This window comes from Falsiroseomonas sp. HW251, assembly GCF_050563545.1.
Classification (GTDB): Bacteria; Pseudomonadota; Alphaproteobacteria; order Acetobacterales; family Acetobacteraceae; genus Falsiroseomonas.
Genome location: NZ_JBNXUM010000001.1, coordinates 201,280 through 223,759 on the forward strand (window position 1 = coordinate 201,280; position 22,480 = coordinate 223,759).

Sequence of the window (22,480 nt, forward strand, 5' to 3'; positions counted from 1 at the left end):
GGAGGACGCCATGCTCATCCATCGTCGCGGTCTGCTGGTCGCCGCTGCGCTGGCCCTGCCAGGCGTGGCGCGCGCCCAGTCCTGGCCGACGCGCCCGATCCGCTTCATCATCCCCTTCGCCCCCGGCGGCCCGGTGGAGGTGCCCGGGCGCTTCCTGGCGGATCGCCTGTCGCAGACGCTCGGCCAGCCCGTGCTGGTGGAGACGCGGCCCGGCGCGGGCGGCGCGCTCGGCATCCAGAACGTCGTGCAGTCCAATGACGGGCACACCTTCCTCTTCACCACGTCCTCCGTCGTGATCCTGCCCGCGCTGATGCGCGATCCCGGCTACGATCCCTTCCGCGACCTCGTGCCGATCTCCCAGATCACCGACGCGCCCATGGCCTTCGTCGCGCGGGCGGATTGGCCGGTGAGGGACCTCACGGACTTCCTGGCGCAGGCGCGCGCGAACCCCGGCAGGTTCTCCTACGGCTCCTCCGGCGCGGGTTCGACGACGCATCTCGGCGGCGAGCTGCTGAAGGTCAGGGCCGGCATAGACATCCTCCACGTGCCCTATCGCGGTGCGGGCCAGGCGGTGAACGCGCTCTATGCCGGCGACACCGACCTGCTGGTCACCGGCCTCATCGAGACGCAGCGGCATGTGCGCGAAGGCCGCCTGCGCGCAATCGGCGTCACGTCGCCGCGACGCAGCCCGGTCCTGCCGGAGGTGCCGGCGATCGCGGAGCAGGTGCCGGGCTACGAGATCTCGATCTGGTACGCGATGTTCGGCCCGCGCGGCACCCCACCGGAGGTCGTGGACCTGCTCGCCCGCGAGCTCACGACGCAGCGCACGGGATCGCGCCTGGCGGAGCAGATGACCGCGTCGGGCACGGAGCTTCTGCTGGACGGGCCCGGCCCGCTGGCTGCGCGCGTCGCGCGTGAGGTGCCGCAGTGGAAGGAGCTGGTGAGGACCGCGGGGATCAGCCTGGAATGACGCGCTTCAGTATCTCGATCGCGTCATAGGGCGTCGCCGCGGTGTGCGCACCGGCCTCGCGCAGCGCGGCGAGCTTGGCCGCCGCGCTCTCGCGGTCGCTGCCGATCAGCGCGCCGGCATGGCCCATCTGGCGATCGGCCGGCGCATGGCGGCCGACCAGCGTGGCCACGACGGGCTTCGGAAAGCGCGGCAGCGCCTCGGCCAGCGCGTATTCCTTGTCGCCGCCGATCTCGCCGCAATAGAGCACGGCCTTCGTGCGTTCGTCCTGCGCCAGCGCGTCCAGGTAATCGTGCGGGTTGCGCCCGATGACGGCGTCGCCGCCGATATGGATCGCGATGCGCTGGCCGAGGCCCGCGCGCGTCAGCAGCCGCGCGGTCGCGAGCGTCAGCGTCCCGCTGCGCCCGATCAGCGCGACCGGGCCCGGGGCACAGAAGGCCGGGGAGACAGAGCCGAGCAGCCCCTCCCCCGGCATGCAGAGGCCGAGCGTATTCGGCCCGACCAGCCAGGATCCCGCCGCGCGGGCTTCCTGCGCGGCGCGCAGCGAATCATGCAGCGGCACGTATTCCGCCGCCGCGACGATGGCCGGGATACGCGCCGCGGCGCAGAGCCGGATCGCGTCGAGCGTGCCGTCGGGCGGCGTGTAGAGGATAGCCGCGTCGGGCTGCTCGGCGATGTCCGACAGACGGTCGAAGATCGGCAGCCCGTCCAACGTGCCGCCGCCGCGGCCGAGCGCGATGCCACCGATGAAGCCGGTGCCAGCCTCACGCATTGCCGCGATCTGGCGCGCGGCATAGGTACCGGTCGCATTGAACACGACGACGCGGCGGGGAAAGGCGGAGAGGACGGGGAAGCTCATGCCAGCGCCCCCGCCGCCGCGCGCACCAGCGTCAGCGGGTCGTCATGCAGCGCCGCGATGCCGGCCGCACGCAGCCGCGCCGTCGCGGCCTCGACGTCGAAGCCTCGCGTGGCCGATGGCGCGGCTGCGAAGCCGACGAAGAGCGGCTTCGGCGCAGGCTGCTTCGCGAGGAAGGCGAGCAGCCCGTCAATGCGGTCGGACAGCGGTCGCGAGGCAAGTGTCGTGTAGAACAGGATGCCCTTCACCTCGGGCCGCGTCGCGATCTCGAAGGCGGCGGTCAGGCGCGCCTCCGTCGTGTCGGCCGGGCCGCCATGGAGGTTGTCCATGAAGCAGGCCGCGCGCAGGCCGTGATCGGCCAGCAGGTCCATCATGAGCATGCCGAGACCCGCGCCGGCCGAGACCAGCGCGATGTCGCCCGGCATCTCCACCAGCGCGAAGCCGTCGCGGCGCGCGCGGCGTTCCAGCGGCGTCAGCGCGGCATCCTCCAGCGCGGCGCTGGCCATGATGGCGTCCGCGTCGTGGCGATGGCCCGCGACGTCGTCGCGGATGAGCTTCGCGTCGCAGGCCAGCAGGCCCGCCTTCGTCACGGCGAGCGGGTTGATCTCGAGCAGCGAAAGATCCTCATCCCGCGCGATGCGCGCCAGCCGTGCGCCGAGCCGCGCGACGCGGGCCGCCAGTTGCGGCGGGATGTCGTTGCGGAGAACGGCGTGGATCGTTTCCGCCGAGTCCGGCGCATCCACATGCACGGCGACGCGGCGCAGGCGGCCAGCGGTCTCGATCTCGACGCCACCCTCGGCGGAGAAGAGCAGTTCTTGGGTCTGCCTGGTGCCGTCGACACGCAATGCGAGATACAGCTCCCGCTCGATCGCGACGGCTTCCTCGACCAGCACGGGCGCGTCGCCCGCGATGGCGGCGATAGCGGCGCGCGCATCGGCCAATGCGGCGCCGTCCACCACGCGCACCAAGCCACGCTTGCCGCGGCCGCCTTCCAGCACCTGCGCCTTGACCACGACCCGCCCACCGGGATCCGGCGTGGGATCGCCGGCGTTCAGCACGACGCCCGGCGGCACGGCGATGCCATGGCGGCGCAGCAGCGTCTTCCCGTCGGCCTCCGTCAGCCTCACGGCGCCAGGCCCAGGATCTTCACGGCATGGGCGGCGAGCTGCTTCTTCTGGATCTTGGAGCTCGCGGTCATGCCGATGTCGTCGAACCCGGCCACGAGGCGGACGTAGCGCGGCACCTTGAACCCGGCCATGTGCTGCTTCGCCCAGCCGATCAGCTCGTCCTCGGTCGCGGCGGCGCCCTCGTTCAGCACGACGAAGGCGCAGGGCACTTCCATCAGCCGCGGATCCGGCACGCCGACGATGACGGCCTGCTTGATGGCGGGGTGGCGGTGAAGGATGTCCTCGATCTCCGCGGGCGCGACGTTCTCGCCGCCGACACGCACGATCTCCTTCGCACGGCCCGCGAACTCAAGCCGCCCATCCTCGTCCATCCTTCCGAGGTCGCCGGTCGCCAGCCAGCCATCGGCGCCCAGCGCCTCCGCGGTCTCCTTCGGCCTGTCGAAATAGCCCTGCATCACGGACCAGCCGCGCACCATGATCTCGCCGGCCGCGCCCGGCGGGCAGTCCGCGCCGGTCCCGAGGTCGCGGATCCGCAGCTCGATACCGGGCTGCGGGCGCATGCGCGCAGAAACCCGCACCTCCTCCGGCTCCCACCACGCGGATTGCGAGACGTTGGGCGAGGCTTCCGACAGGCCATAGCCCACCACGCATTCCCGCGCGCCAAGCTCATCCACGATGCGTCGGACAATGCTGGCCGAGGCCGCGGCCCAGGCGCCGCGCAGCGCCAGCTTGCGATGCGCGCGGTCGGGATGGTTGAGCAGCATCAGCGCCATGGTGTCGTTGCCGGAGAAATGCGTGCAGCGCTCCTCCTCCATCAGGCGCAGCGCCTCGCCGGCTTCGAAGCGGTCCATGGTGACCAGCGTCGTCACGTGCTGGATGCAGGACAGGATGGACAGCGTCGTGCCGGCGACATGGAAGAAGGGCCGGGCGGAATGGAAGCGGTCGGCGACGCGCAGCCCCATCCGGCCGCCGGAGAAGAAGCCGTTCGCGCACATGCTGCGATGGGTGAGCAGCACGCCCTTGGGGAAGGAGGTGGTGCCGGAGGTGTACTGGATCAGCAGGATGTCATCCGGCGTGCAGACCGCCGGCCGCATCGTGCCGGCGGCCATGAACGCCTCCCACCCGATAGCCGCACGCGGCGCCTCGCCGTCGGCGACGACGACGCGCTTCAGGTCGGGGAAGGCGGGATCGGGCAGCGCGGCGTCCACACCAGGACAGATCCCGCGCAGCATGGCGACGAAGTCGACCTTCAGCACGGACGCCGCCAGGATCAACAGCGACACGCGGGACTGGCGGATGGCATAGGCCATCTCCTCCCCCTTGAAGCGCGTGTTGACGGGCACGGTCACCGCACCGAGCGAGCCGATCGCCAGGAAAGTCGCGACGAAGCGCGGCCCGTTGCCCATGCAGAGCCCGACATGATCGCCGCGCTTCACGCCCGCCGCGACGAGGCCGGCGCGGATGCGCGCGACCTCCTCGGCCAGCGCGCCGAAGGTGACGCGGCCGGCCGGCGCGACGATCGCCTCGACATCCGGCGCGATCGCGACGGCGCGGTCCAGCGCGTCCTGCGTCGTGACCGGGCAGATGCGCGAAAGGTCCATCAGGAGCCGAACCCCGCCATGGATGTCCGCCATTCCGCCGCGGCCAGGCTCTCCTCGATCGCGAGCAGTTCCGTCGCCAGCGCGCCGCGGGGATCGCGTTCCAGCCCCTCGTCGATGCAGCGCTTGGCCAGCGCCAGCGCCGTGGCTGGCGCCTTGGCGATGGTGGCGGCGATCTCGGCGATCGTCGCTTCCAGCGCGTCCGGCGCGACGACGCGGGAGACGAGGCCTGCCTCACGCGCTTCCTCAGCAGCCAGTGCCCGGCCCGTGAACATCATGTCCTTCGCCAGGCGCTTGCCGATCACGCGCGCCAGTCGCTGTGTCGCGCCGACCGTGCCCCACAGCGCTTCCGGCGTCCTGAAGCTGGCCGCGGGCGTCGCGACGACGAAGTCGCAGGCGGCGGCGATCTCGGCGCCCGAACCCACGGCAGGGCCTTCGACGGCGGCGATGACGGGCATCGGCAGGCGCTCGATCGCGTCGTAGGCCGCAAAGGCCTTCACGCGGCGCGCCCGGACGGCGTCGTCGGACATGCCCTTGCGTTCCTTGAGGTCCGCGCCGGCGCAGAAGACCGGGCCCTTGGCGCGCAGCACCAGCAGCTTTGCGCCATCCGCCACGGTGCGCCGCGTAGCGGCCAGTAGCGCCTCGCACAGCGCGGTGTTCAGAGCGTTGCGCGCCTCCGGCCGGTTCAGCGTCAGCGTTGCGACACCGTCCTCGCCCAGCGCGTAGACCGCCGCCGCTTCGTCGCTCATATCGCGCCTGCCTCCCTGAGTGCCGCAATGCGCACCGCATCGTAGCCAAGCCTCTGCGCCAGGATCTCGTCCGTGTGCTCCCCGAGCAGTGGCGGGCGGCCGACCTCGGGCTGGTCCCAGCCATCGAACTTGAGCGGCACGGGCAGCGCCGGGAAGCCGCCCAATGCCGGATGATCGAAGCGCGCGACCATGCCGCGCGCGTTGACGTGCTCGTCGGCCAGCACCTCGTCCAGCGCCAGCACCGGGCCGTTGGGCACATCCGCCGCGTCCAACAGCGCGACTGCCTCGGCGCGCGTCAGCGCCGCCATTGCCGATGTCAGCGCCGCCATCACCTCCTCGCGCCGCGCCAGGCGGCCGGCATTGGTCGCGAGGCCCGCATCCCCGGCCAGCGCCTCCAGATTCAGCGCGCGGCAGAGCGGCAGCCAGTGCTGGTCGCTGCAGGTGATGTGCAGGAACCGGCCGTCCCGGCACCGAAAGCTCGCGGTCGGCACGCGGCCCGGATGTTCCGTGCCGAGGCGTGGTGGCACTTCGGCCAGCGCGAAGAAACGCGCGGCGGCGATGGTCAGCAGCGACACCTGGCCGTCCAGCATCGAGAAATCGACGAAGCCGCCCTGCCCCGTCGCGTCCCGCCCCCGTAGGGCCGAAAGGATCGCGATCGCGACCCAGAGGCCGGAGGTCAGGTCCGCCACTGGCAAGCCGGGCTTCACCGGCCCGCCGCCGCGCTCGCCCGTCAGGCCCATCAGCCCGCCCATGGCCTGGAAGACCGTGTCGTAGCCCTTTCGCCTGGCATAGGGGCCGGTCTGCCCGAAGCCCGTGCAGGAGAGATAGACGAGGCGCGGGTTGACCGGCTTCAGGGATACCCAGTCCAGCCCGCGCCGCCTTAGCGTGCCGACCGGGAAGTTCTCCACCAGCACATCGGCCTGCGCAGCCAGGCCGCGGATGATCTCCCGCCCCTCGTCGTGCCGCATGTTGACCGTGATGCTGCGCTTCGACCGGTTGCAGGCCATGTAGTAGCCGCTGACCTCGCCGCCCGGACCGGAGGCGAAGGGTTCGAAGGTGCGGGTCTCGTCGCCGCTGCCGGGCTGCTCGACCTTGATGACCTCGGCGCCGAGCTCGGCCAGGATCATCGAGGCGAAGGGGCATGCCAGCACGCGTGACAGGTCGAGGATCGTGACGCCCTCCAGCGGCTTCATGCGACGAGCCTCATCCGCGCTGCCTCGGTTTCGGCAACCAGGCGATGCACCAGCTCCTCCGCGCCTGGCAGGTCGTCGATCAGCCCCGCGCTCTGTCCGGCCTCCACCTTGCCCCAGTCCACGTCGCCATCCAGCGCGGCGTCCTTCAGCGAGCGTGACTTGATCAGCGCGTCGAGCTCCGCAGCCGGCATGCCCGCGCGCTCCGACGCGTCCACCTGCGCGCTGAAGGCGTTGCGCAACTGCCGGATCGGCAGCCCGCCGCGGCCGACTAGCGTGGTGTCGCCGATCCCCGCCGCACGCACGCGGTCCTTGTAGGCCGCGTGCACGGTCGCCTCCCGCGTCATCAGGAAGCGCGTGCCGAGCTGCGCGCCCTCCGCCCCCAGCGCGAACATCGCGGCGATCCCCGCGCCATCCGCCACGCCGCCAGCGCCGATGACGGGGATCGAGACCGCCTTCACCACCGCGCGGACCAGCACCATCGCCGAGACCTCGTCCGGCGCGGGATGGCCGCCGGCCTCGCCGCCCACCGCGATCACCGCGTCCACGCCCGCCGCTTCCGCCTTTGCGGCATGCAGGGGCGATGCCACCACATGCAGCCACTTCGTCCCGATTGCGCGGAAACGTGGCAGCGCCTTCGGCCCGCCCTGCGAGGCGATCAGCACCGGCACGCGCTCCGCCTCCGCGATGTCGAGGAACTCCGCAGACCGCTTGTTGTAGAGCGGCACATTCACTGCGAAGGGATTGTCCGTTCCCGCGCGCACCGCGCGGATCGCCGCGACGAGGTCGTCCGGCCGCATCGGCCCCGCCGCGATGACGCCGAGCGCGCCCGCGCGCGAAACCGCGAGCGGCAGCGCCGCGCAGGACGACGCCCAGCTCATGCCGCCCTGCAGGATGGGATGCGCAATGCCGAGCAGCGCGGGCAGGCGGGAGCGGAAGGTCATGCGTCCTCCCCGACCAGCGCGGCCTGGCGCCGCGCCTCGGCTTCCAGCCGCGCGATGGCGCCGGTCAGCACGGCGCGTTCCTGCTCCGTCAGGCAGGCGCGGAAGGCGTCGTCGCGTTCCGTCGCGGCGCGCATCAGCCCGTGGTGCACGCGCCGGCCAGCCGGCGTCAGGCGCAGCGCGATCTCGCGGCCATCGTCGCGCCCGGTCTCGCGCAGCACCAGGCGACGTTCCACCAGCCCCGCCACGGCGCGGCTCGCCAGCGACTTGTCGAGCCCGCTCTCCTTCGCGAGCTGCTTCAGCGTCATCGGCGCGAAGCTGCCGAGCAGCGCGATGATGCGCCATTCCATCAGGCTGACGTCAAAGTCGCGGCGGTAGCGCGTGGCTGCGCCGCGCGACAGCGCATTGGCCAGGCGGTGGATGCGATAGGACAGCAGGTCGCGGATCGTCCTCTCCGACATGCTCAGTCCTCGAAGAAGGGCGTCTCGCCGCCCGCGGCGTCGTGCAGCAGCAGATCCAGGCGGAAGGCGGGCACGCCCTTCTCCTCGCTGTCCGGCGCGGCAATGAGGCGCGGCCGAAGCGGCGCGGGCAGCGACAGCAGCACGGGATCGGCGAGGTTGGCAGGCTCGTCCGGGAAGAACAGCGTGGTCTGCAGCCGCCCCATGATGCCGGAGCCGATGACCATGATGTTCACATGCGGCGCGCGGCGGCCGGCGGGGTCGTCATAGCCGCCCGGGCGGATGGTGCGGAACTCGAAGCGGCCGTCCTCGTCGGTCCAGGCGCGCCCCCAGCCCAGGAAGCCGGGATCGGCGTCGCGCCCCTCCGGGTCAAGCGGATGGGCGAAGCGGCCTTCGGCATCGGCCTGCCAGGCCTCGAGCACGGCGTTGACGCAGGGCGCGCCGCCTTCCTCCAGCACGCGGCCGCGCAGGACGATGCGCTGGCCGCGCGCGGCGCCGCGGTTCAGGTCGTTGTCGCCGTCGTGGAAGAAGGTGCGGGGGAAGAAGGGGCCGATGGTGTGCCACGGCGTCGGGATCGCACGCATCAATCGAGCTCCGGCGTTGCGTGTCTTCCGCGCAGCACGAGGTCGTGCACGAAGCCCAGCCATTCGCCCGGGATATCGGCGGGGTGCAGCTGGCGCGAGACGAGGCCCTCCCGCGCCCGCGCGTCGCCGATCGAGTTCAGCAGCCGGTCATGCGCGTTCAGCGGATCGCCGGGAAAGTACATCTGCGTCACCAGGCGCGACAGGCTGGACGGCCCGAGCACCGACATGTGGATGTGCGGCGGCCGCCACCAACGCCCGGAATCCGGAACGGGATAGGCACCGGGCTTGATGGTGAAGAAGGCGTAGCGCCCGTCGCCGTCGGTGAGCGTGCGCCCGTTGCCGACGAAATCGGGATCGAGCGGCGCGTCGCGCTGGTCGATCGGGTGGAAATAGCGGCCGGCCGCATTCGCCTGCCAGAGCTCCACGATCGCGCCACGCACGGGGCGCCCGCCCTCATCCAGGACGCGGCCTTCGACGCGGATCAGCTGCCCCAGCGCCACGCGGCCGGGCTTCAGCCGGGCGAGATCATTGTCGCCTGGCCGCAGCCGCGGCGAGAGGTCCGTCGGCCCCGTCAGCTCGCTGCGCGTCAGCGGTCGCCGGAACAGCGCGCCGCGCGGGTTGCGCCGCCAGGTATTGGGATAGCCTTCGATCGGCACGCGGGGCTGCCACGCCGGATCGAGCGGGTCGAAGCGCCCCGGCGGGCTTTGGTCAGGCATGCTCAGGCTCCCGCGGGTTGACCAGCTCCTGCCCAATGGTTTACTTCATCAACCAATCCGCAGCAAGGCCACGCATGCCACCGCCCGACGTGACGTTCTGCGAGTGCTTCGCCCGGGATGGGCTGCAGCACGAAGTCGATGTGATCCCCGCCGAGGCGAAGGCCGCGATGCTGGACCGCATCGCCGATTGCGGCTTCCGCCGGATCGAGATCACGTCCTTCGCGCATCCGAAATACGTCCCGCAATTCGCCGATGCCGATGCGGTGCTGGACGCGGTGAGGCCGCGCGCCGGGGTGCTGTTCAAGGCGACCTGTCCCAACCCGCAGGCCGTGGCGCGTGCGCGCGCCGCGCAGGAACGCGGGCGCGGGCCTGAGGAGCTGAGCTTCCTCGTCTCGGCGTCCGAGGGCCACACGCGCAGGAACCTTCGCCGCTCGCGCGAGGAGCAGTGGGCGAATGTCGAGGAGATGGCGCGCCTGGCCGGCGATGCCTTCACGCTGGTCGGCACGATCTCCGTCGCCTTCGACTGCCCGTTCGACGGCCCGACGCCGGCCGACACGGTCCTGGCGGATGCGCGGCGCTTCGCGTCGCTCGGCGTGACGCGCATCGCGATCGGTGACACCATCGGTAGCGCGACGCCGCCGCGGGTGAAGGCGCTGGTGTGGCGGCTCCGGGACGCGCTGCCCGAGGCCACCTTCATCGCCCATTTCCACGACAGCCGCGGAACGGGCATCGCGAACTGCGTCGCGGCGCTGGAAGCGGGCCTGACGCATTTCGACACCGCCCTCGGCGGCACCGGCGGGCATCCCGCGGGCATCGCCTATGGCGAGGGCTTCACCGGCAACGTCTGCACGGAGGACCTGGCGACGCTGTTCGAGGCAATGGGCGTCGCCACGGGGCTCGACATGGCCCGCCTTCGCGAAGCCGGCCTCGCGGCGGAGGCGATGCTCGGCCGCACCCTCCATTCCAAGTCGATCCGCATCAAGGACGCCGCCCATGTCTGACGAGAGCCCCCTGCTGGTCCGGCGCGAGGGCGCGGTGGTGCACGCCGTGCTGAACCGCCCGGCCCGCCGCAATGCAATGAGCACGGCGATGGTGGCGCGGATCGACGAGCTCGTCGCCGGGCTCGCCAAGGACACGACGGCGCGCGTGCTGGTGTTGTCGGGCGCGGCCGGGCATTTCTGCGCGGGCCTCGACCTGACCGAGGTCGCCGAGCCTGCCGCGACGCCGGAGGCCAAGCTGGCGCAGCAGCTCGAGCGCAACCGCCGGACCGGTGCGCGCTTCGCCGCGATTGCCGCCCTGCCGCAGGTCGTGATCGCGGCGGTCGAGGGCAGCGCATTCGCCGGCGGACTTGGCTTCGTCTGCGCCGCCGACATCGCGCTGGCGAGTGCCGAGGCGCGGTTCTCGGCGCCGGAAGTGCGGCGCGGCCTGGTGCCGGCGCAGATCCTGCCCTGGCTGGCGCGCCGCATGGGCCGCAGCGCCGCGACGCGCCTCGTGCTGCAGGGCAACGTCATCGGTGCCGCGGAGGCGCTGCGCGTCGGCCTGGTCCACGAGGTCTTCGCCGATGCGGCGGCGTTGCAGGCCGGCGTCGCCGCGGTGCTGCGCGACGTCATGCAGGGCGGGCCTAGGGCGCTGGCGGAGACGAAGGCGCTGATCGGCGCGCTCGGACCGGTGGCGCCGGATGACTATGGCGATGCGGCCGCACAGGCCTTCGCGCGTGGCGCGGCGAGCTCCGAGGCCGCGGAGGGCATCGCGGCCTTCAAGGCGAAGCGCCCGGCGCCCTGGGCAAGCTAGAGGGTCTTCGCCCAGGCCAGCAGAACGAAGAACCCGGCGATGCCGACGACGATGTGGACGGCGAGCGCCGCATCCACGCCGCGGCGCCGGATGCCAGGGATGCGCGGCGCCGCATAGCCGATCGCAACCGCTGCCGCGAGCATCAGCAGCGGCAGGACGGACGGCGGCCCGCCACCGCGCGACGTGCCGGTCGCCAGCACGGCCGTCACCAGTGCGACGGCCGAGAGCGCGACATAGAGGTGCAGCTTCGTCCAGCGATGCCGCCGAGCGCGCTGCAGGTACATCGCACCGACCAGCACGCCGAGCGCGATGGTCGCGACCGTCGCCGCGATTGCCCAGGCGGGGCTCATGTCGGATCGTCCTTCACGCTGTTGTGCGGCGTAGAAGGCCAGTGATCCGCCCCCGTCAAGGTCCGCTGGCCGGGATGATGGCCGGCGGGATGGTCATGCCGCCAGGCTCGCGCGCCGCCAAGGCCCCAGGCAGGGCTGCGCGACGGAGAGGAGCAGCATGCGCGTGCCCGGATCGTAGATCGCGCCGGACATGGTGGCGGTATCGGCATCATGCCGGCAGATCGGCGCGCCGCCAGCCTGTTCCGCATGCTCCGAGAGCAGCGCGGCGCAATCCGCGATGTCCCAGTCCGATGCATCGGCAATGCGCTGACGAAGGCGTGCCAGCCGGCTTTCGGAATGAACGCGCGCTGCGCAGCCGGGCCGCTCCCTCAGCGATGCCGAGAGCGTTTCGTCCAGCACGTGGTTGGTGCGCGTCATCGAGCGCGGGCCGTCCGGCCGCGTGACCGCGACGCGGCGATGTCCGATCTCCACGGCGGCGATCGTGCCGCCGGCGTCGGACAGCAAAAGGTTGCCGCCGCCGACATGGGGCAATCGCGTGATCATCGCGAGTGCCTGCGCGACATCGCCGCAGCGGATCAGCAGCGCCTCCATGAGGTCATAGCGCAGCACGCCGATGCCGAGATCGTCGGTCCGCACCGCCGTGTCCGCCACGCAAAGGCCATCGGTGTTCATGCCGCTGGATGCCGAGGGCATGCTGCCGAAGCTGCCGACGCAGAGGATCTGGCGCCCGTCCCACGCCGGATCGGATTGCCGCAGCAGCGTCTGCAAGCTGCGCAGGCCGACGGGGTTGTCGCGGTTCTTGGCAAGCAGCGTCGTGCCGTCGGCACGCGTCACCGCGAAGACGGAACAGCCGTCATCAGGGATCGGCGGCGCGTCGTGGCGATCCTCGATGGCGTAGCGGAGATGCGCGGCGAAGAGCGCGTCGGAGGGCACGCCGTAGCCATCGGCCATGCCATCCACGAAGGCCGCGATCTCCGGTAGCAGGTCGCGCTGGGCTTGGCGCTGCGCGGCGACCCACTCGGCCGAGCCGGTTCGAGCGAGCAGCTTCATGACCGAATGCACGCGCGCCTGTACGGCACCGCGATGCGCCTCGCCCGCCCACGCGAAGGCGAGGCCGCGGCTGCGTGCGTCGCCGTGGACGACGAGCGGCGTGGCGGGCTGCACGATCATGCGACGAGGTGGCACGCGACGCGACGGCCATCCTCGGCGGGTCGCAGCGCCGGCACCTCCTCCCGGCAGCGCGGGATCGCCAGGGGGCAGCGCGTGTGGAAGCGGCAGCCCGGCGGCGGCGCGAGCGGCGAGGGCGGGTCGCCCTGCAGCGGGATGCGCGACCGGCGCGCCGCACGGCTGCGCTGCGGCAACGCCGACAGCAGCGCCGTGGTGTAGGGATGCAGGGGCCGGCGCAGCAGCGGCCGGCCCGGCCCGATCTCCACGATGGTGCCGAGATACATCACCGCGATCTCGTCGCTCAGCATCCCGACCACCGCGAGGTTATGCGAGACGAACACATAGGCCAGGCCGAGCTCGTCCTGCAGCGCCTTCAGCAGCGCCAGGATCTGTGCCTGCACGGAGACGTCGAGCGCGGAGACCGGCTCGTCGCAGACCACGAGGTCGGGATGCGAGATCAGCGCGCGCGCGATCGCGATGCGCTGGCGCTGGCCGCCGGAGAACTGGTGGGGGTAGCGAAGCGCGTGCTCCGGCGCGAGGCCGACGCGCCGGAGCATTCCCGCGATCCGGTCGCGCCGCTCGGCCGGCGGGCAGGCATCGTGCAGCGCCAGCGGCAGCCCGACGGTCTGCGCCACGGTGCGGCGCGGATTGAGCGAGGCATAGGGATCCTGGAAGACGATCTGCATCCGCCGGCGCAACCGCGTCATCTCGGCCGATGGCAGGGCCAGCACATCCGTCCCGTCGAACACCACGCGGCCGGAGGTCGGCTCCTGCAGCCGCAGCAACGCGCGGCCGAGGGTGGACTTGCCGCAGCCGCTCTCGCCGATGATGCCGAGGGTGCGGCCGCGATCGAGCGTGAAGCTCACGCCGTCCAGCGCGCGCACCATCGCGCCATCCGGCTTGCGGTACAGCGCCTGCAGCCCGCGCCTGGTGTCGTAGTGCTTGCGGAGATCCTCGACCGCCAGCAGCGCGGTCATGGCACGTCCAGCGGGCGGATGCAGCGGAACGCGCGCGGCCCGTCCTGCGCAAGCGCGATCGGCGCGGCGCAGGCCTCTTCGCGCCTCGGGCAGCGCGCGGCGAAGCGGCAGCCCGCGGGTGGCGCGATCAGGCTCGGCACCACGCCTGGCATCGGTCGCCAATTCTCCTCCAGCGCATCGAGCCAGGGCGCGGAGGCGAGCAGCCCCGCAGTGTAGGGATGGCGCGGCGCCGCGATCACCTGCTCCGTCGGGCCGGTCTCGACGACCTGGCCGGCATACATCACGGCGACGCGGTCGCAGCGTTCGGCCACGACGCCGAGGTCATGCGTGATCAGGACGACGGCCGTGCCGAGGTCCCGCCGGATCTCGTCCAGCAGGTCCAGCACTTGCGCCTGGATCGTGACGTCAAGCGCACTGGTCGGCTCGTCCGCGATCAGCAGGCGCGGTCGGCAGGCCAGCGCGATCGCGATCATGATGCGCTGGCGCATGCCGCCGGAGAACTGGTGGGGGTAGTCCGCGATCCGCGTCTCCGGCGCGGGGATGCCGACCAGGCGCAGCAGGTCAAGCGCGCGGTCGCGCAGCGCGGCACGGCCGGCCCGTGGGCCCTCGGCATGCGCCAGCAGGACTTCCGTTATCTGCTCCTCGACGCGGAGCGCGGGGTTCAACGCGGTCTGCGCGTCCTGGAAAGTCAGCGCGATCGCCTTGCCGCGCAGCGCGCGCATCGCGTCCGGCGACAGCGCGCGCAGCTCATGGCCCTGGAAGACCACGCTGCCACCCGCCACGCGCCCCGGCGCGCGCACCAGGCCGAGCACGCTGAGAAAGGTGACGGATTTGCCGGAGCCGGACTCGCCGACGACGCCCAGGCACTCGCCCGGGAACACGTCGAGGTCCACGTCCTCCACCGCGACGACCAGCCCGTCATCGGTCGGGAATTCCGTTCGAAGGCCACGGATCGCCAGCAGCGGGGTCATCGCGCCAGCCTCGGGTCGAAGGCGTCGCGCAGTCCCTGGCTCGTGAGGTTCACCGACAGCACCAGCAGGAAGATCGCGAGACCGGGAAAGGTGCTGACCCACCAGGCATCCATCATGAAGCCGCGCCCGTCCGCGATCATCGACCCCCAGGCCGGCGTCGGCGGCTGCACGCCGATGCCGAGGAAGGACAGCGAGGCCTCCGTCATGATGATCGTCGCCATGCGGATCGTGGCGACCACGATGACCGGCGAGAGGATGTTGGGCAGGATCTCCCGCGTCATGACGTGCCAGCGCGACGCACCGACGGCGACCGCGGCTTCCACGTATTCCTTGTCCCGCACGTCCAGCGTCTGTCCGCGCACCAGGCGGCAGGTGATGACCCAGTCCTTCAGCACCAGCGCCAGGATGATGTTGAGCAGGCCCGGCCCCATCATGCCCATCAGCCCGATCGCGAAGATCAGCAGCGGGAAGGCGAACAGCACGTCCACGATTCGGGAGATCACGGCATCCACCACCCCGCCCGCGAGGCCAGCCAGCAGCCCCAGCGTCGTCCCGAAGCACGAAGCGACCAGCGCGACCACGACACCGATCGAGATCGAGACCCGCGCCCCATGGAGCAGCCGCGACAGGATGTCGCGCCCCAGCGCGTCGCAGCCCAGCGGATAGGCCCACTCGCCATCCTCCATCCAGCCCGGCGGCTGCAGGCGCCGCAGCAGCGATCCCGCCGCGGGGTCGTGCGGCGCCAGCAGCGGCGCGAAGATCGCGGCCAGCAGGAACAGTGCGAAGACCACGCCCCAGGCCAGCGACGCCCGGTCGCGACGGAAGCGCCGGAGGTTGCGGCCGAGGATGCTGTCCGATGCCGCGGCGCTCACAGCCGGATCCGCGGATTGAGCACGGTATAGAGGATGTCGGCGACGAAGTTCACGAGGATGTAGATCACGGCGAACAGCAGCACGCCGGCCTGCACCAGCGGGTAGTTCCGCGCGAAGACGCCTTCCACCAGCACGCGGGCTATGCCGGGCCACGCGAAGACGGATTCGACCACGACGCTGCCCGCCAGCAGGCTGCCGATGTCGATTGCCGTCACCGTCACGATCGGCACCAGCGCGTTGCGGAGCGCATGGCGCACCAGCACGCGGCGCGGCGAAAGGCCCTTCGCATGCGCGAAGGCAACGTAGTCCTGGCCGAGAACCTCGATCATCGAGCTCCGCGTCACCCGCATCAGCAGCGCCGCGAGCCCGGTGCCGAGCGTGACCGCCGGCAGCACGAGGTGCGCGCAGGCATCCAGGAAGGCTGCGGGATCGCGCGCAAGCAGCGTGTCCAGCAGCAGGAAGCCGGTGACGGCCGGGATCTCGAAGCCCGAGGAGATGCGTCCCGACACCGGCAGCGCGCCCCATTCCACCGACACCCACATGATCAGCAGCAGGCCGAGCCAGAAGCTCGGCAGCGCCACGCCGGCGACGGAGACGATGGTCACGATCCGGTCGAGCAATCTGCCCCGCCGCAGCGCCGCGATCACGCCGCAGGGGATCGCGATGGCCAGCCCCACCAGTATCGCGGCCAGGGTCAGTTCGATCGTGGCGGGCAGGCGTTCCAGCAGCACGTCCGCGACGGGACGGCGATGGAAGAAGCTCAGCCCGAAATCGCCGGTCACGGCATTGCCCAGGAAATGCAGGAAGCGCGTGTGCAGCGGCAGGTCGACCCCCATGTCGGCACGCAGCCGCGCCTCCTGCTCCGCTGTGTGGGGTTCGTTGCCGAGCATGATCTCCACGGGGTCGCCCGGCGTCAGCGTGGTCATCAGGAACACGACCAGCGCCGCGCCGAGCAGCACTGGGATCAGCTGCAGCAGCCGCTCGATGAAGCTGCGCGGCGTCATGCCGGCGTCAGCGCGACACCGTCGCCCGGTGCAGGTAGATCATCGCGCTGGGCTGCGGTTCCCAGTTCTGCACAGCGCGGCTGACGCCATAGATGTCCTGCGGCACCCACAGGAAGACCCAGGGCGCCTCCCGGTTCACGATGGCCTGGGCGTCGCGGTAGAGCTGCACGCGCCGTGCATCGTCGAACTCGGTCTCGGCTGCGGTCAGCATGCGGTCGACCTCGGCGTTCGAATAGCCCGAGGAGTTGCCGCGGCCGCGCGTCATCAGGGTCGGCGTGAAGATGCCCGTCGGCTCCAGCGCGCCGCTGCCCCAGGAGCCCAGCAGCATGTCGCGTTCCTTGCGGTCGGGGTTCTGCCAGAGCGGCGTCAGCACCGCGCCTTCCCAGACCTGCACGCGGGTGCGGATGCCGACCTCGGTCAGCATCTGGGCCAGCGCCTCCGCGATGTCGCGCTGGGCGCCGATCGTGTCCATGGTGACGTCGAAGCCGTTGGGGTGCCCCGCCTCCGCCAGCAGCCGCCGCGCGCGCGCCTGGTCGAAGCCATAGGCCGGCAGGTCGGGGTTGAAGCCGTAGGATTCGGGGCTCAGCACGCCGTTGATCGCGGTCGCGGTGCCCGCCATCACGCGGTCGATGATGAGCTGGCGGTTGACCGCGTGGTTCGCGGCCTGGCGGACACGGAGGTCGTTGAAGGGCGGCTTCGTGTTGTTCAGCGCGATGAAGAAGCTGCGCGTGCCGTTCACCGCGGCGACGCGCGTGCGCGCGTTGCGCTGGATCTGCGCGCGCATGTGCACCGGCACGTCGGTCGCGATGTCGATCTCCCCGGCCAGCAGCGCCGCGACGCGCGTGGTCGTCTCCGGGATCACGCGGAAGGTCACGCGGTCCACCCGCGCAGGGCCGGCGGGCGGCAGCTCGGCCGGACCGCCGTAATAGTCGGGGAAGCGCTCCATCACCACGCTGTCGCCGCGGTTCCAGGCCACCAGGCGGAAAGGGCCGGTGCCGTTGACGCGCGTGGCCATGCCGGCCGGCCCCTGGGCCTCGGCGAAGGCGCGGCTGACCACGGATTCCGTGGACATCATGCTCGTCATCACGGGCCAGGGGCCCGACAGGTTCAGCCGTATGCGGTCAGGTCCCACGACCTCCACCGACGACAGCGGCGCGAGAAGGCTGCGGCGTGGGCTCGATTGCCCGCCGATCATGCCGGGCTGCAGGATGCGGTCGAAGGAGAACTTGATGTCCTCCACCGTCATCGGCGTGCCGTCGTGGAAGCGCACGCCTTGGCGGATCGTCGCCTCGAAGGTGCGGCCGTCCAGCTGGCGCAGCTCACTGATCAGCGCGTTGTTGCTGTTGTCTCCGAGCTTCAGGAACAGCCCGTCATAGAGGTTGCCGAGCACGGTCTGCGTCACGCGTTCGCGGTAGTTGTGGGGATCGAGCGTCAGTACATCCGACACCACGCCGACGCGCAGTTCCGTCGGGCGGGGCTGCGCCTGGGCAGCGGGGATAAGCAGCAGCGCCGCCAGTGTGAAGCCGGCGATAGCAGGCAAGGTGCGCATCCCTTCGTCTCCTTCTTCCGGCGGGCTTGCGGCGAGGTTACGGGCTGCGCCGCGCGTTTGACCAGAGGCAATGCCAGGCCTAGCCTTTCCCGCGGACGGAGGGGCCCAGGTCATGTCGCGTGACCAGATGCGGATCATGATCTCGACCGGGCATCTCGGCACCGCGCCGTCGGGGCTGGAAAGCTTCATGGCGGCGATCGAGACCAGGCCGGACTACCTGGTGGCCGACGGCGGCAGCTCGGATCCCGGGCCCGTCTATCTCGGCGCCAACATCACGCTCGGCCACTTCATCCGCGACGAGCTCGAGCTGTTCCTGGTGGAATCCCGCAAGCGGGGCATCCCTCTGATCATCGGCTCGGCCGGTGACGCTGGCAGCAACCACGGCGTGGACGTCACCGTGCGCATGCTGCGGGAGATCGCGCAGCAGCACGGCATCCCGAAGTTCCGGCTCGGCTATTTCTATTCGGAAGTGCCGGCGGAGCAGGTCAAGGCGAAGCTCGCCGCCGGGCGCCTGGCCGGCCTCGGCGGCTTCCTCGACCTGACAGCGGAGGAAGTGGACCGCGCGACGCGGGTGGTCGCGGTGGCCGGCGTGCATCCCTTCATGAAGCTGCTCGACATGGGCGCGGACGTCATCGTCGGCGGGCGCTGCGGCGACGTCGCCTTCACCGCCGCGCCCTGCATCCGCGCGGGTTTTCCTGAGTCGCTCGCCTATCACATGGGCAAGATGATCGAATGCGCCTCCCTCGTCGCCGAACCCTTCATGGGCAAGGAGACGGTGGTGGGCACGATCACGCGGAACGACATCACCATCACGCCGTTCCATCCCGGCCAGCGCGTGACGGTGGCCTCCGCCGCCGGCCATTCCATGTACGAACGCGAGACGCCCTTTCGCGAGCACGCGCTGGGCGGCGTGCTGGACATGAGTGGCTGCGACTACCGCGAGGTGGACGGGCGCTCCACCCGCATCACCGGCGCGCGATGGATCCCGGCGGAAACGCTGCAGGTCAAGCTGGAAGGCGCGCGCAAGGTCGGAGAGCGGTACATGGGGATTGTCGCAATCCGCGACCCCCACATCATCCGCAACGTGGACGCCGCGATCGAATGGTCGCGCGGGTCGGTCGCGAAGCGCTTCGGGAACGAGGAGTACGAGATCCATTACCATGTCTTCGGCCGCAACGGCGTGCTGAAGGGGATGGAGCCGGTGAAATCAGCGCACCCCCACGAGCTCTGCATCGTGGTCGAAGGCCTGGCGCAGACCGATGCTCTCGCGCAGAAGCTGACGGATTTCGCGACGCGGATGTTCTTCCTCGCCCGCGTGCCGGGTTCGAAGGGATCGAGCGGCCTGGCGGCAACGACGAAGGAGACGATGCGCTCCTCTCCCGGCTATGTCTGGAACGTCAACCACCTCATGCCGGTGGACGACCCGATGGAGCTCTTTCCCGTGCACATAACCGAAGCAGGAGTGTGAGGGGATGCCGACGCTCTACGACGTCGCCACGACCATCCGCAGCAAGAACGCCGGGGTGAACCAGGTCACCTTCGACATCATCTTCCCCGACCGCGGCAGCTACGAACGCGTGCGCGACAGCGGCGCGGTGACGCGAAGCACCGTCGCGACGCTCTACGGCATCCCGGAAAGCCGCATCTCAGACTTCGTGACCTTCGACATCGCGAACGCCATCAAGTTCACGATCTACCGGGAGAAGCCCTCCGGCAGCCCCGGCGACTGGGACATACTGGGCTGCCAGTTCTACGGGCCGCTGATGGACCTGCAGGTCCCGGACTGAAGGTCAGCCCGCGCGCGCGAGGATGTCCTCCGCGCGGCGGACCACCGGCGGATCGGCCATGCGGCCGTCCACCATGAAGGCGCCGCGGCCCTCGGCGCGCGCCTTCGCACCCGCCTCGACCACGCGCTTTGCCCAGGCGATCTCGTCGGCGGTGGGGGTGAAGGCCTCGTTCAGGATAGCGACCTGCGCGGGATGCACGATCATCGCGCCGCGGAAGCCGAGCCGCCGCGCCTGCTGCGCCTGTGCCGACAGCGCGGCGAGATCCGTGGTGTTGGCGAGACTCCCGACGAACCCCAGCGGCAGGATCCCCGCCGCGCGCGCGGCCAGCAGCACGGCGTAGCTCGGCTGGAACAGCACCTCGGGCTCGGACACGGCGCCGAGGGCGGCGACGTAGTCCTCCGGCCCCAGCGTCATCGCAGCGACGCGGGGATGGGCGCCGGCGATGGCGGGCAGCGCGAACATCGCGGCCGGCGTCTCGACCTGCAGCACCAGGCGAACGGTCCCCGGCGCGATGCCGCGCTCGGCCTCCAACCCGTCGATCGCGTCCGCGACCTCCCGCACGAAGCCCGCATCCTCGACCTTCGGCAGCACGATCGCGGCCAGGCCCGGCACGACCGCGGCCTCCAGGTCGCGCGCGAGGTCGCGCAGGCCGTGGTTGGCGCGCACCATTGCCGCGACGCCGTTGCGCCCAACCGAGGCGACGGACGCCGCCAGGCGCTCGCGCGCGCCCGCCTTCTCCGCCGCCGGCACCGCGTCCTCGAGGTCGAGGATGATGCCGTCGGCGCCGCGTTCATGCGCGCGCGCGACGAAGCGCTCGACATGGGACGGCACGAAGAGCAGCGAACGCCAGCGCAGCGCGGTCATGCGCGGTCAACCCCTCAGGTGGCAGGCGACCCAGTGGCCGGGCCGCGTCTCGCGCAGTTCCGGCGTCTCGGTCCGGCAGATGCCGGCATTGGCGATCGGGCAGCGCGTGTGGAAGTGGCAGCCTGAGGGAGGGTTGAGCGGGCTCGGCACGTCGCCCTGCAGGCGGATACGGTTGCGCTTGATCGTGGGATCGGGGATCGGCACGGCCGACAGCAGCGCCTCGGTGTAGGGATGCAGCGGCGTGGTGTAGAGGTCGCGCGACGCCGCGATCTCCACGATGCGGCCGAGATACATCACGGCGACGCGGTCGGAGATGTGCTCCACCACCGACAGGTCATGCGCGATGAAGAGGAAGGTGAGCCCGAACTTCTCCTGCAGGTCCTCAAGCAGGTTCACCACCTGCGCCTGGATCGAGACGTCGAGCGCGCTGACCGGCTCGTCGCAGATGACGAGCTTGGGCGAGACCGCGAGCGCGCGCGCGATGCCGATGCGCTGGCGCTGGCCGCCGGAGAATTCATGCGGGAAGCGCCGCATCTGGTCGGCGTTCAGCCCGACCGTCTCCAGCAGATCCACCACGCGATCCTCGCGCTCGCGAGCGGTCTTCAGCAGGCCGTGGATGACCAGCGCCTCGCCGATGATCTGCCCGACTGTCATGCGCGGGTTCAGCGAGGCATAGGGATCCTGGAAGATGATCTGCATGTCGCGCCTGAGCGCCGTCATCTGGTCGTGGTTCAGCGCGGTGACGTCCTTGCCCTCGAACCAGACCTGGCCCGAGGTCGGCTCGATCAGGCGCAGGATCAGCCGGCCGGTCGTGGACTTGCCGCAGCCGGATTCGCCGACCAGGCCCAGCGTTTCGCCGGGCTGCATGGCGAAGCTGACGCCTGACACCGCATGGACCTGCGCCACGGTGCGGCGCAGCAGCCCGCCCTTCACGTCGAAGCGCTTGACCAGGTTCTCGACGCGGAGAAGGGCCTCGCTCATGCCACGGCGTCCTGCCGGATGCAGGCCACCCTGTGGCCAGGCGCGACGTCCAGCAGCGGCGGCTCCGCCGCACGGCAATCCTCCACCGCGAAGCGGCAGCGGGCGGCGAAGCGGCAGCCAACGGGCGGGTTGAGCAGGCTCGGCACCGAACCCGGGATCGCCTCCAGCCGGCGATGCTCCGTCGCAGCGAGGTCGAGGCGCGGGATCGAACGGATCAGCCCCTGCGTGTAGGGATGCCGCGGATTGGCGAAGAGCTCGTTGACCGGCGCCTCCTCCACCACCTTGCCGGCGTACATGACGACCACGCGCTGCGCGACTTCCGCCACGACACCCATGGCATGGGTTATCAGCATCACCGCCATGCCGAGGCGATCCTTCATCTCCTCCAGCAGGTCGAGGATCTGCGCCTGGATCGTGACGTCGAGCGCCGTCGTGGGCTCGTCCGCGATGACGAGCTTCGGGTTGCAGGCGAGCGCCATCGCGATCATCACGCGCTGGCGCATGCCGCCTGAGAACTGGTGGGGATAGTCGTGGATGCGCCGCTGCGGGTTCGGGATGTTGACCAGCCGCAGCATCTCCGCCGCGCGATCGAGTGCTGCCTTGCGCGACAGGCCTTCGTGGAGGCGCAGCGTTTCCGCGATCTGCTCGCCGACGGTGTAGACGGGGTTCAGCGAGGTCATCGGCTCCTGGAAGATGAAGCCGATCTCCTTGGCGCGGATGTCGCGCATCTGCGCGGGGCTCATCGGCACGATGTCGCGGCCCTGCCACATGATCGTCCCCGCCGCGATCTTGCCCGGCGGCATGTCGATGAGCTTCAGGATCGTCTTGGCGGTGACGGTCTTGCCGCAGCCGGATTCGCCGACGACGCAGAGCGTCTCTCCCGCGCCGACGCCGAGGTCGATGCCGTCCACCGCGCGGACCCAGCCATCGTCGGTCTTGAAGTGGACCTTGAGGCCCTTGATGTCGAGCATGCGCGGGGCG

Annotated in this window: 24 protein-coding genes; 5 read left to right on the forward strand and 19 right to left on the reverse strand. The window is 71.0% G+C overall.

The features are described from left to right. Window positions 1-10: 10 nt before the first annotated feature. Window positions 11-970 (forward strand): Bug family tripartite tricarboxylate transporter substrate binding protein, encoded by a 960-nt coding sequence (locus ACLF3M_RS01015; protein WP_430654971.1) that lies wholly within the window; start codon window positions 11-13, stop codon window positions 968-970. Here the strand turns inward: ACLF3M_RS01015 and ACLF3M_RS01020 are convergent. Genes ACLF3M_RS01020 through ACLF3M_RS01060 form a run of 9 tightly spaced genes read right to left on the reverse strand, consistent with a single transcriptional unit; the run spans window position 957 to window position 9,186 of the window. Next, the gene (locus tag ACLF3M_RS01020) at window positions 957-1,826 is read right to left on the reverse strand and encodes a succinate--CoA ligase subunit alpha (protein ID WP_430654972.1); all 870 of its coding nucleotides are present in this window, start codon (window positions 1,824-1,826) and stop codon (window positions 957-959) included. The two genes, ACLF3M_RS01015 and ACLF3M_RS01020, sit on opposite strands and share 14 nt — an antisense overlap. Next, on the reverse strand, window positions 1,823-2,950 hold the full coding sequence (locus ACLF3M_RS01025; protein WP_430654973.1) for an ATP-grasp domain-containing protein: 1,128 nt from the start codon (window positions 2,948-2,950) through the stop codon (window positions 1,823-1,825). Before ACLF3M_RS01025 ends, ACLF3M_RS01020 begins: the two co-directional genes overlap by 4 nt. Further along, window positions 2,947-4,551 carry an AMP-binding protein gene (locus tag ACLF3M_RS01030; RefSeq protein ID WP_430654974.1) on the reverse strand — a complete coding sequence of 535 codons (1,605 nt, stop codon included), beginning with the start codon at window positions 4,549-4,551 and terminating at the stop codon, window positions 2,947-2,949. Before ACLF3M_RS01030 ends, ACLF3M_RS01025 begins: the two co-directional genes overlap by 4 nt. Further along, a complete protein-coding gene (locus ACLF3M_RS01035; protein WP_430654975.1) occupies window positions 4,551-5,297 on the reverse strand; it encodes an enoyl-CoA hydratase/isomerase family protein in 747 nt (248 codons plus the stop codon). Before ACLF3M_RS01035 ends, ACLF3M_RS01030 begins: the two co-directional genes overlap by 1 nt. Beyond that, window positions 5,294-6,490 (reverse strand): CaiB/BaiF CoA transferase family protein, encoded by a 1,197-nt coding sequence (locus ACLF3M_RS01040; protein WP_430654976.1) that lies wholly within the window; start codon window positions 6,488-6,490, stop codon window positions 5,294-5,296. Before ACLF3M_RS01040 ends, ACLF3M_RS01035 begins: the two co-directional genes overlap by 4 nt. Beyond that, window positions 6,487-7,431 carry an NAD(P)H-dependent flavin oxidoreductase gene (locus ACLF3M_RS01045; protein WP_430654977.1) on the reverse strand — a complete coding sequence of 315 codons (945 nt, stop codon included), beginning with the start codon at window positions 7,429-7,431 and terminating at the stop codon, window positions 6,487-6,489. Before ACLF3M_RS01045 ends, ACLF3M_RS01040 begins: the two co-directional genes overlap by 4 nt. After that, the gene (locus ACLF3M_RS01050) at window positions 7,428-7,889 is read right to left on the reverse strand and encodes a MarR family winged helix-turn-helix transcriptional regulator (protein ID WP_430654978.1); all 462 of its coding nucleotides are present in this window, start codon (window positions 7,887-7,889) and stop codon (window positions 7,428-7,430) included. The genes ACLF3M_RS01045 and ACLF3M_RS01050 overlap by 4 nt, the downstream gene beginning before the upstream one ends. A gap of 2 nt (window positions 7,890-7,891) precedes the next feature. Next, the gene (pcaG, locus tag ACLF3M_RS01055) at window positions 7,892-8,470 is read right to left on the reverse strand and encodes a protocatechuate 3,4-dioxygenase subunit alpha (RefSeq protein ID WP_430654979.1); all 579 of its coding nucleotides are present in this window, start codon (window positions 8,468-8,470) and stop codon (window positions 7,892-7,894) included. Beyond that, on the reverse strand, window positions 8,470-9,186 hold the full coding sequence (locus ACLF3M_RS01060) for a protocatechuate 3,4-dioxygenase subunit beta (RefSeq protein WP_430654980.1): 717 nt from the start codon (window positions 9,184-9,186) through the stop codon (window positions 8,470-8,472). Before ACLF3M_RS01060 ends, pcaG begins: the two co-directional genes overlap by 1 nt. A gap of 74 nt (window positions 9,187-9,260) precedes the next feature. On the opposite strand from ACLF3M_RS01060, the gene ACLF3M_RS01065 reads away from it, so the two are divergent. Next, entirely contained in the window at window positions 9,261-10,187 is a 927-nt protein-coding gene (locus tag ACLF3M_RS01065) for a hydroxymethylglutaryl-CoA lyase (RefSeq protein WP_430654981.1), read from the forward strand. Beyond that, window positions 10,180-10,977 carry an enoyl-CoA hydratase/isomerase family protein gene (locus ACLF3M_RS01070; RefSeq protein WP_430654982.1) on the forward strand — a complete coding sequence of 266 codons (798 nt, stop codon included), beginning with the start codon at window positions 10,180-10,182 and terminating at the stop codon, window positions 10,975-10,977. The genes ACLF3M_RS01065 and ACLF3M_RS01070 overlap by 8 nt, the downstream gene beginning before the upstream one ends. Here the strand turns inward: ACLF3M_RS01070 and ACLF3M_RS01075 are convergent. The 7 genes from ACLF3M_RS01075 to ACLF3M_RS01105 all read right to left on the reverse strand — a co-directional run bounded on the left by ACLF3M_RS01075 (window position 10,974) and on the right by ACLF3M_RS01105 (window position 17,867). After that, a complete protein-coding gene (locus ACLF3M_RS01075; RefSeq protein WP_430654983.1) occupies window positions 10,974-11,327 on the reverse strand; it encodes a hypothetical protein in 354 nt (117 codons plus the stop codon). The two genes, ACLF3M_RS01070 and ACLF3M_RS01075, sit on opposite strands and share 4 nt — an antisense overlap. A gap of 93 nt (window positions 11,328-11,420) precedes the next feature. After that, window positions 11,421-12,497 carry a C45 family autoproteolytic acyltransferase/hydolase gene (locus ACLF3M_RS01080; protein ID WP_430654984.1) on the reverse strand — a complete coding sequence of 359 codons (1,077 nt, stop codon included), beginning with the start codon at window positions 12,495-12,497 and terminating at the stop codon, window positions 11,421-11,423. After that, window positions 12,494-13,471 (reverse strand): ABC transporter ATP-binding protein, encoded by a 978-nt coding sequence (locus ACLF3M_RS01085; RefSeq protein ID WP_430654985.1) that lies wholly within the window; start codon window positions 13,469-13,471, stop codon window positions 12,494-12,496. Before ACLF3M_RS01085 ends, ACLF3M_RS01080 begins: the two co-directional genes overlap by 4 nt. Beyond that, complete coding sequence (locus ACLF3M_RS01090) at window positions 13,468-14,442, reverse strand: ABC transporter ATP-binding protein (protein WP_430654986.1); 975 nt, start codon at window positions 14,440-14,442, stop codon at window positions 13,468-13,470. Before ACLF3M_RS01090 ends, ACLF3M_RS01085 begins: the two co-directional genes overlap by 4 nt. Next, window positions 14,439-15,314 (reverse strand): ABC transporter permease, encoded by an 876-nt coding sequence (locus ACLF3M_RS01095; protein ID WP_430654987.1) that lies wholly within the window; start codon window positions 15,312-15,314, stop codon window positions 14,439-14,441. Before ACLF3M_RS01095 ends, ACLF3M_RS01090 begins: the two co-directional genes overlap by 4 nt. After that, entirely contained in the window at window positions 15,311-16,318 is a 1,008-nt protein-coding gene (locus ACLF3M_RS01100; RefSeq protein ID WP_430654988.1) for an ABC transporter permease, read from the reverse strand. Before ACLF3M_RS01100 ends, ACLF3M_RS01095 begins: the two co-directional genes overlap by 4 nt. 7 nt (window positions 16,319-16,325) lie before the next feature. After that, a complete protein-coding gene (locus tag ACLF3M_RS01105) occupies window positions 16,326-17,867 on the reverse strand; it encodes an ABC transporter substrate-binding protein (protein ID WP_430654989.1) in 1,542 nt (513 codons plus the stop codon). A 112-nt stretch (window positions 17,868-17,979) separates the two neighbouring features. Between ACLF3M_RS01105 and ACLF3M_RS01110 the strand changes: the two genes are divergently transcribed. Continuing rightward, entirely contained in the window at window positions 17,980-19,335 is a 1,356-nt protein-coding gene (locus ACLF3M_RS01110) for an acyclic terpene utilization AtuA family protein (RefSeq protein WP_430654990.1), read from the forward strand. Window positions 19,336-19,339: 4 nt separating this feature from the next. After that, entirely contained in the window at window positions 19,340-19,654 is a 315-nt protein-coding gene (locus tag ACLF3M_RS01115; protein ID WP_430654991.1) for a DUF4387 domain-containing protein, read from the forward strand. A gap of 3 nt (window positions 19,655-19,657) precedes the next feature. On the opposite strand, the gene ACLF3M_RS01120 is transcribed toward ACLF3M_RS01115, so the two are convergent. From ACLF3M_RS01120 to ACLF3M_RS01130, 3 genes are read right to left on the reverse strand one after another with little or no spacing between them, the layout of a single operon-like run. Next, window positions 19,658-20,518: an HpcH/HpaI aldolase/citrate lyase family protein gene (locus tag ACLF3M_RS01120; RefSeq protein WP_430654992.1), complete on the reverse strand. Its 861-nt coding sequence runs from the start codon at window positions 20,516-20,518 to the stop codon at window positions 19,658-19,660. A 6-nt stretch (window positions 20,519-20,524) separates the two neighbouring features. Beyond that, window positions 20,525-21,499 carry an ABC transporter ATP-binding protein gene (locus ACLF3M_RS01125; protein WP_430654993.1) on the reverse strand — a complete coding sequence of 325 codons (975 nt, stop codon included), beginning with the start codon at window positions 21,497-21,499 and terminating at the stop codon, window positions 20,525-20,527. After that, a complete protein-coding gene (locus ACLF3M_RS01130; RefSeq protein ID WP_430654994.1) occupies window positions 21,496-22,470 on the reverse strand; it encodes an ABC transporter ATP-binding protein in 975 nt (324 codons plus the stop codon). The genes ACLF3M_RS01125 and ACLF3M_RS01130 overlap by 4 nt, the downstream gene beginning before the upstream one ends. Window positions 22,471-22,480: the final 10 nt, after the last annotated feature.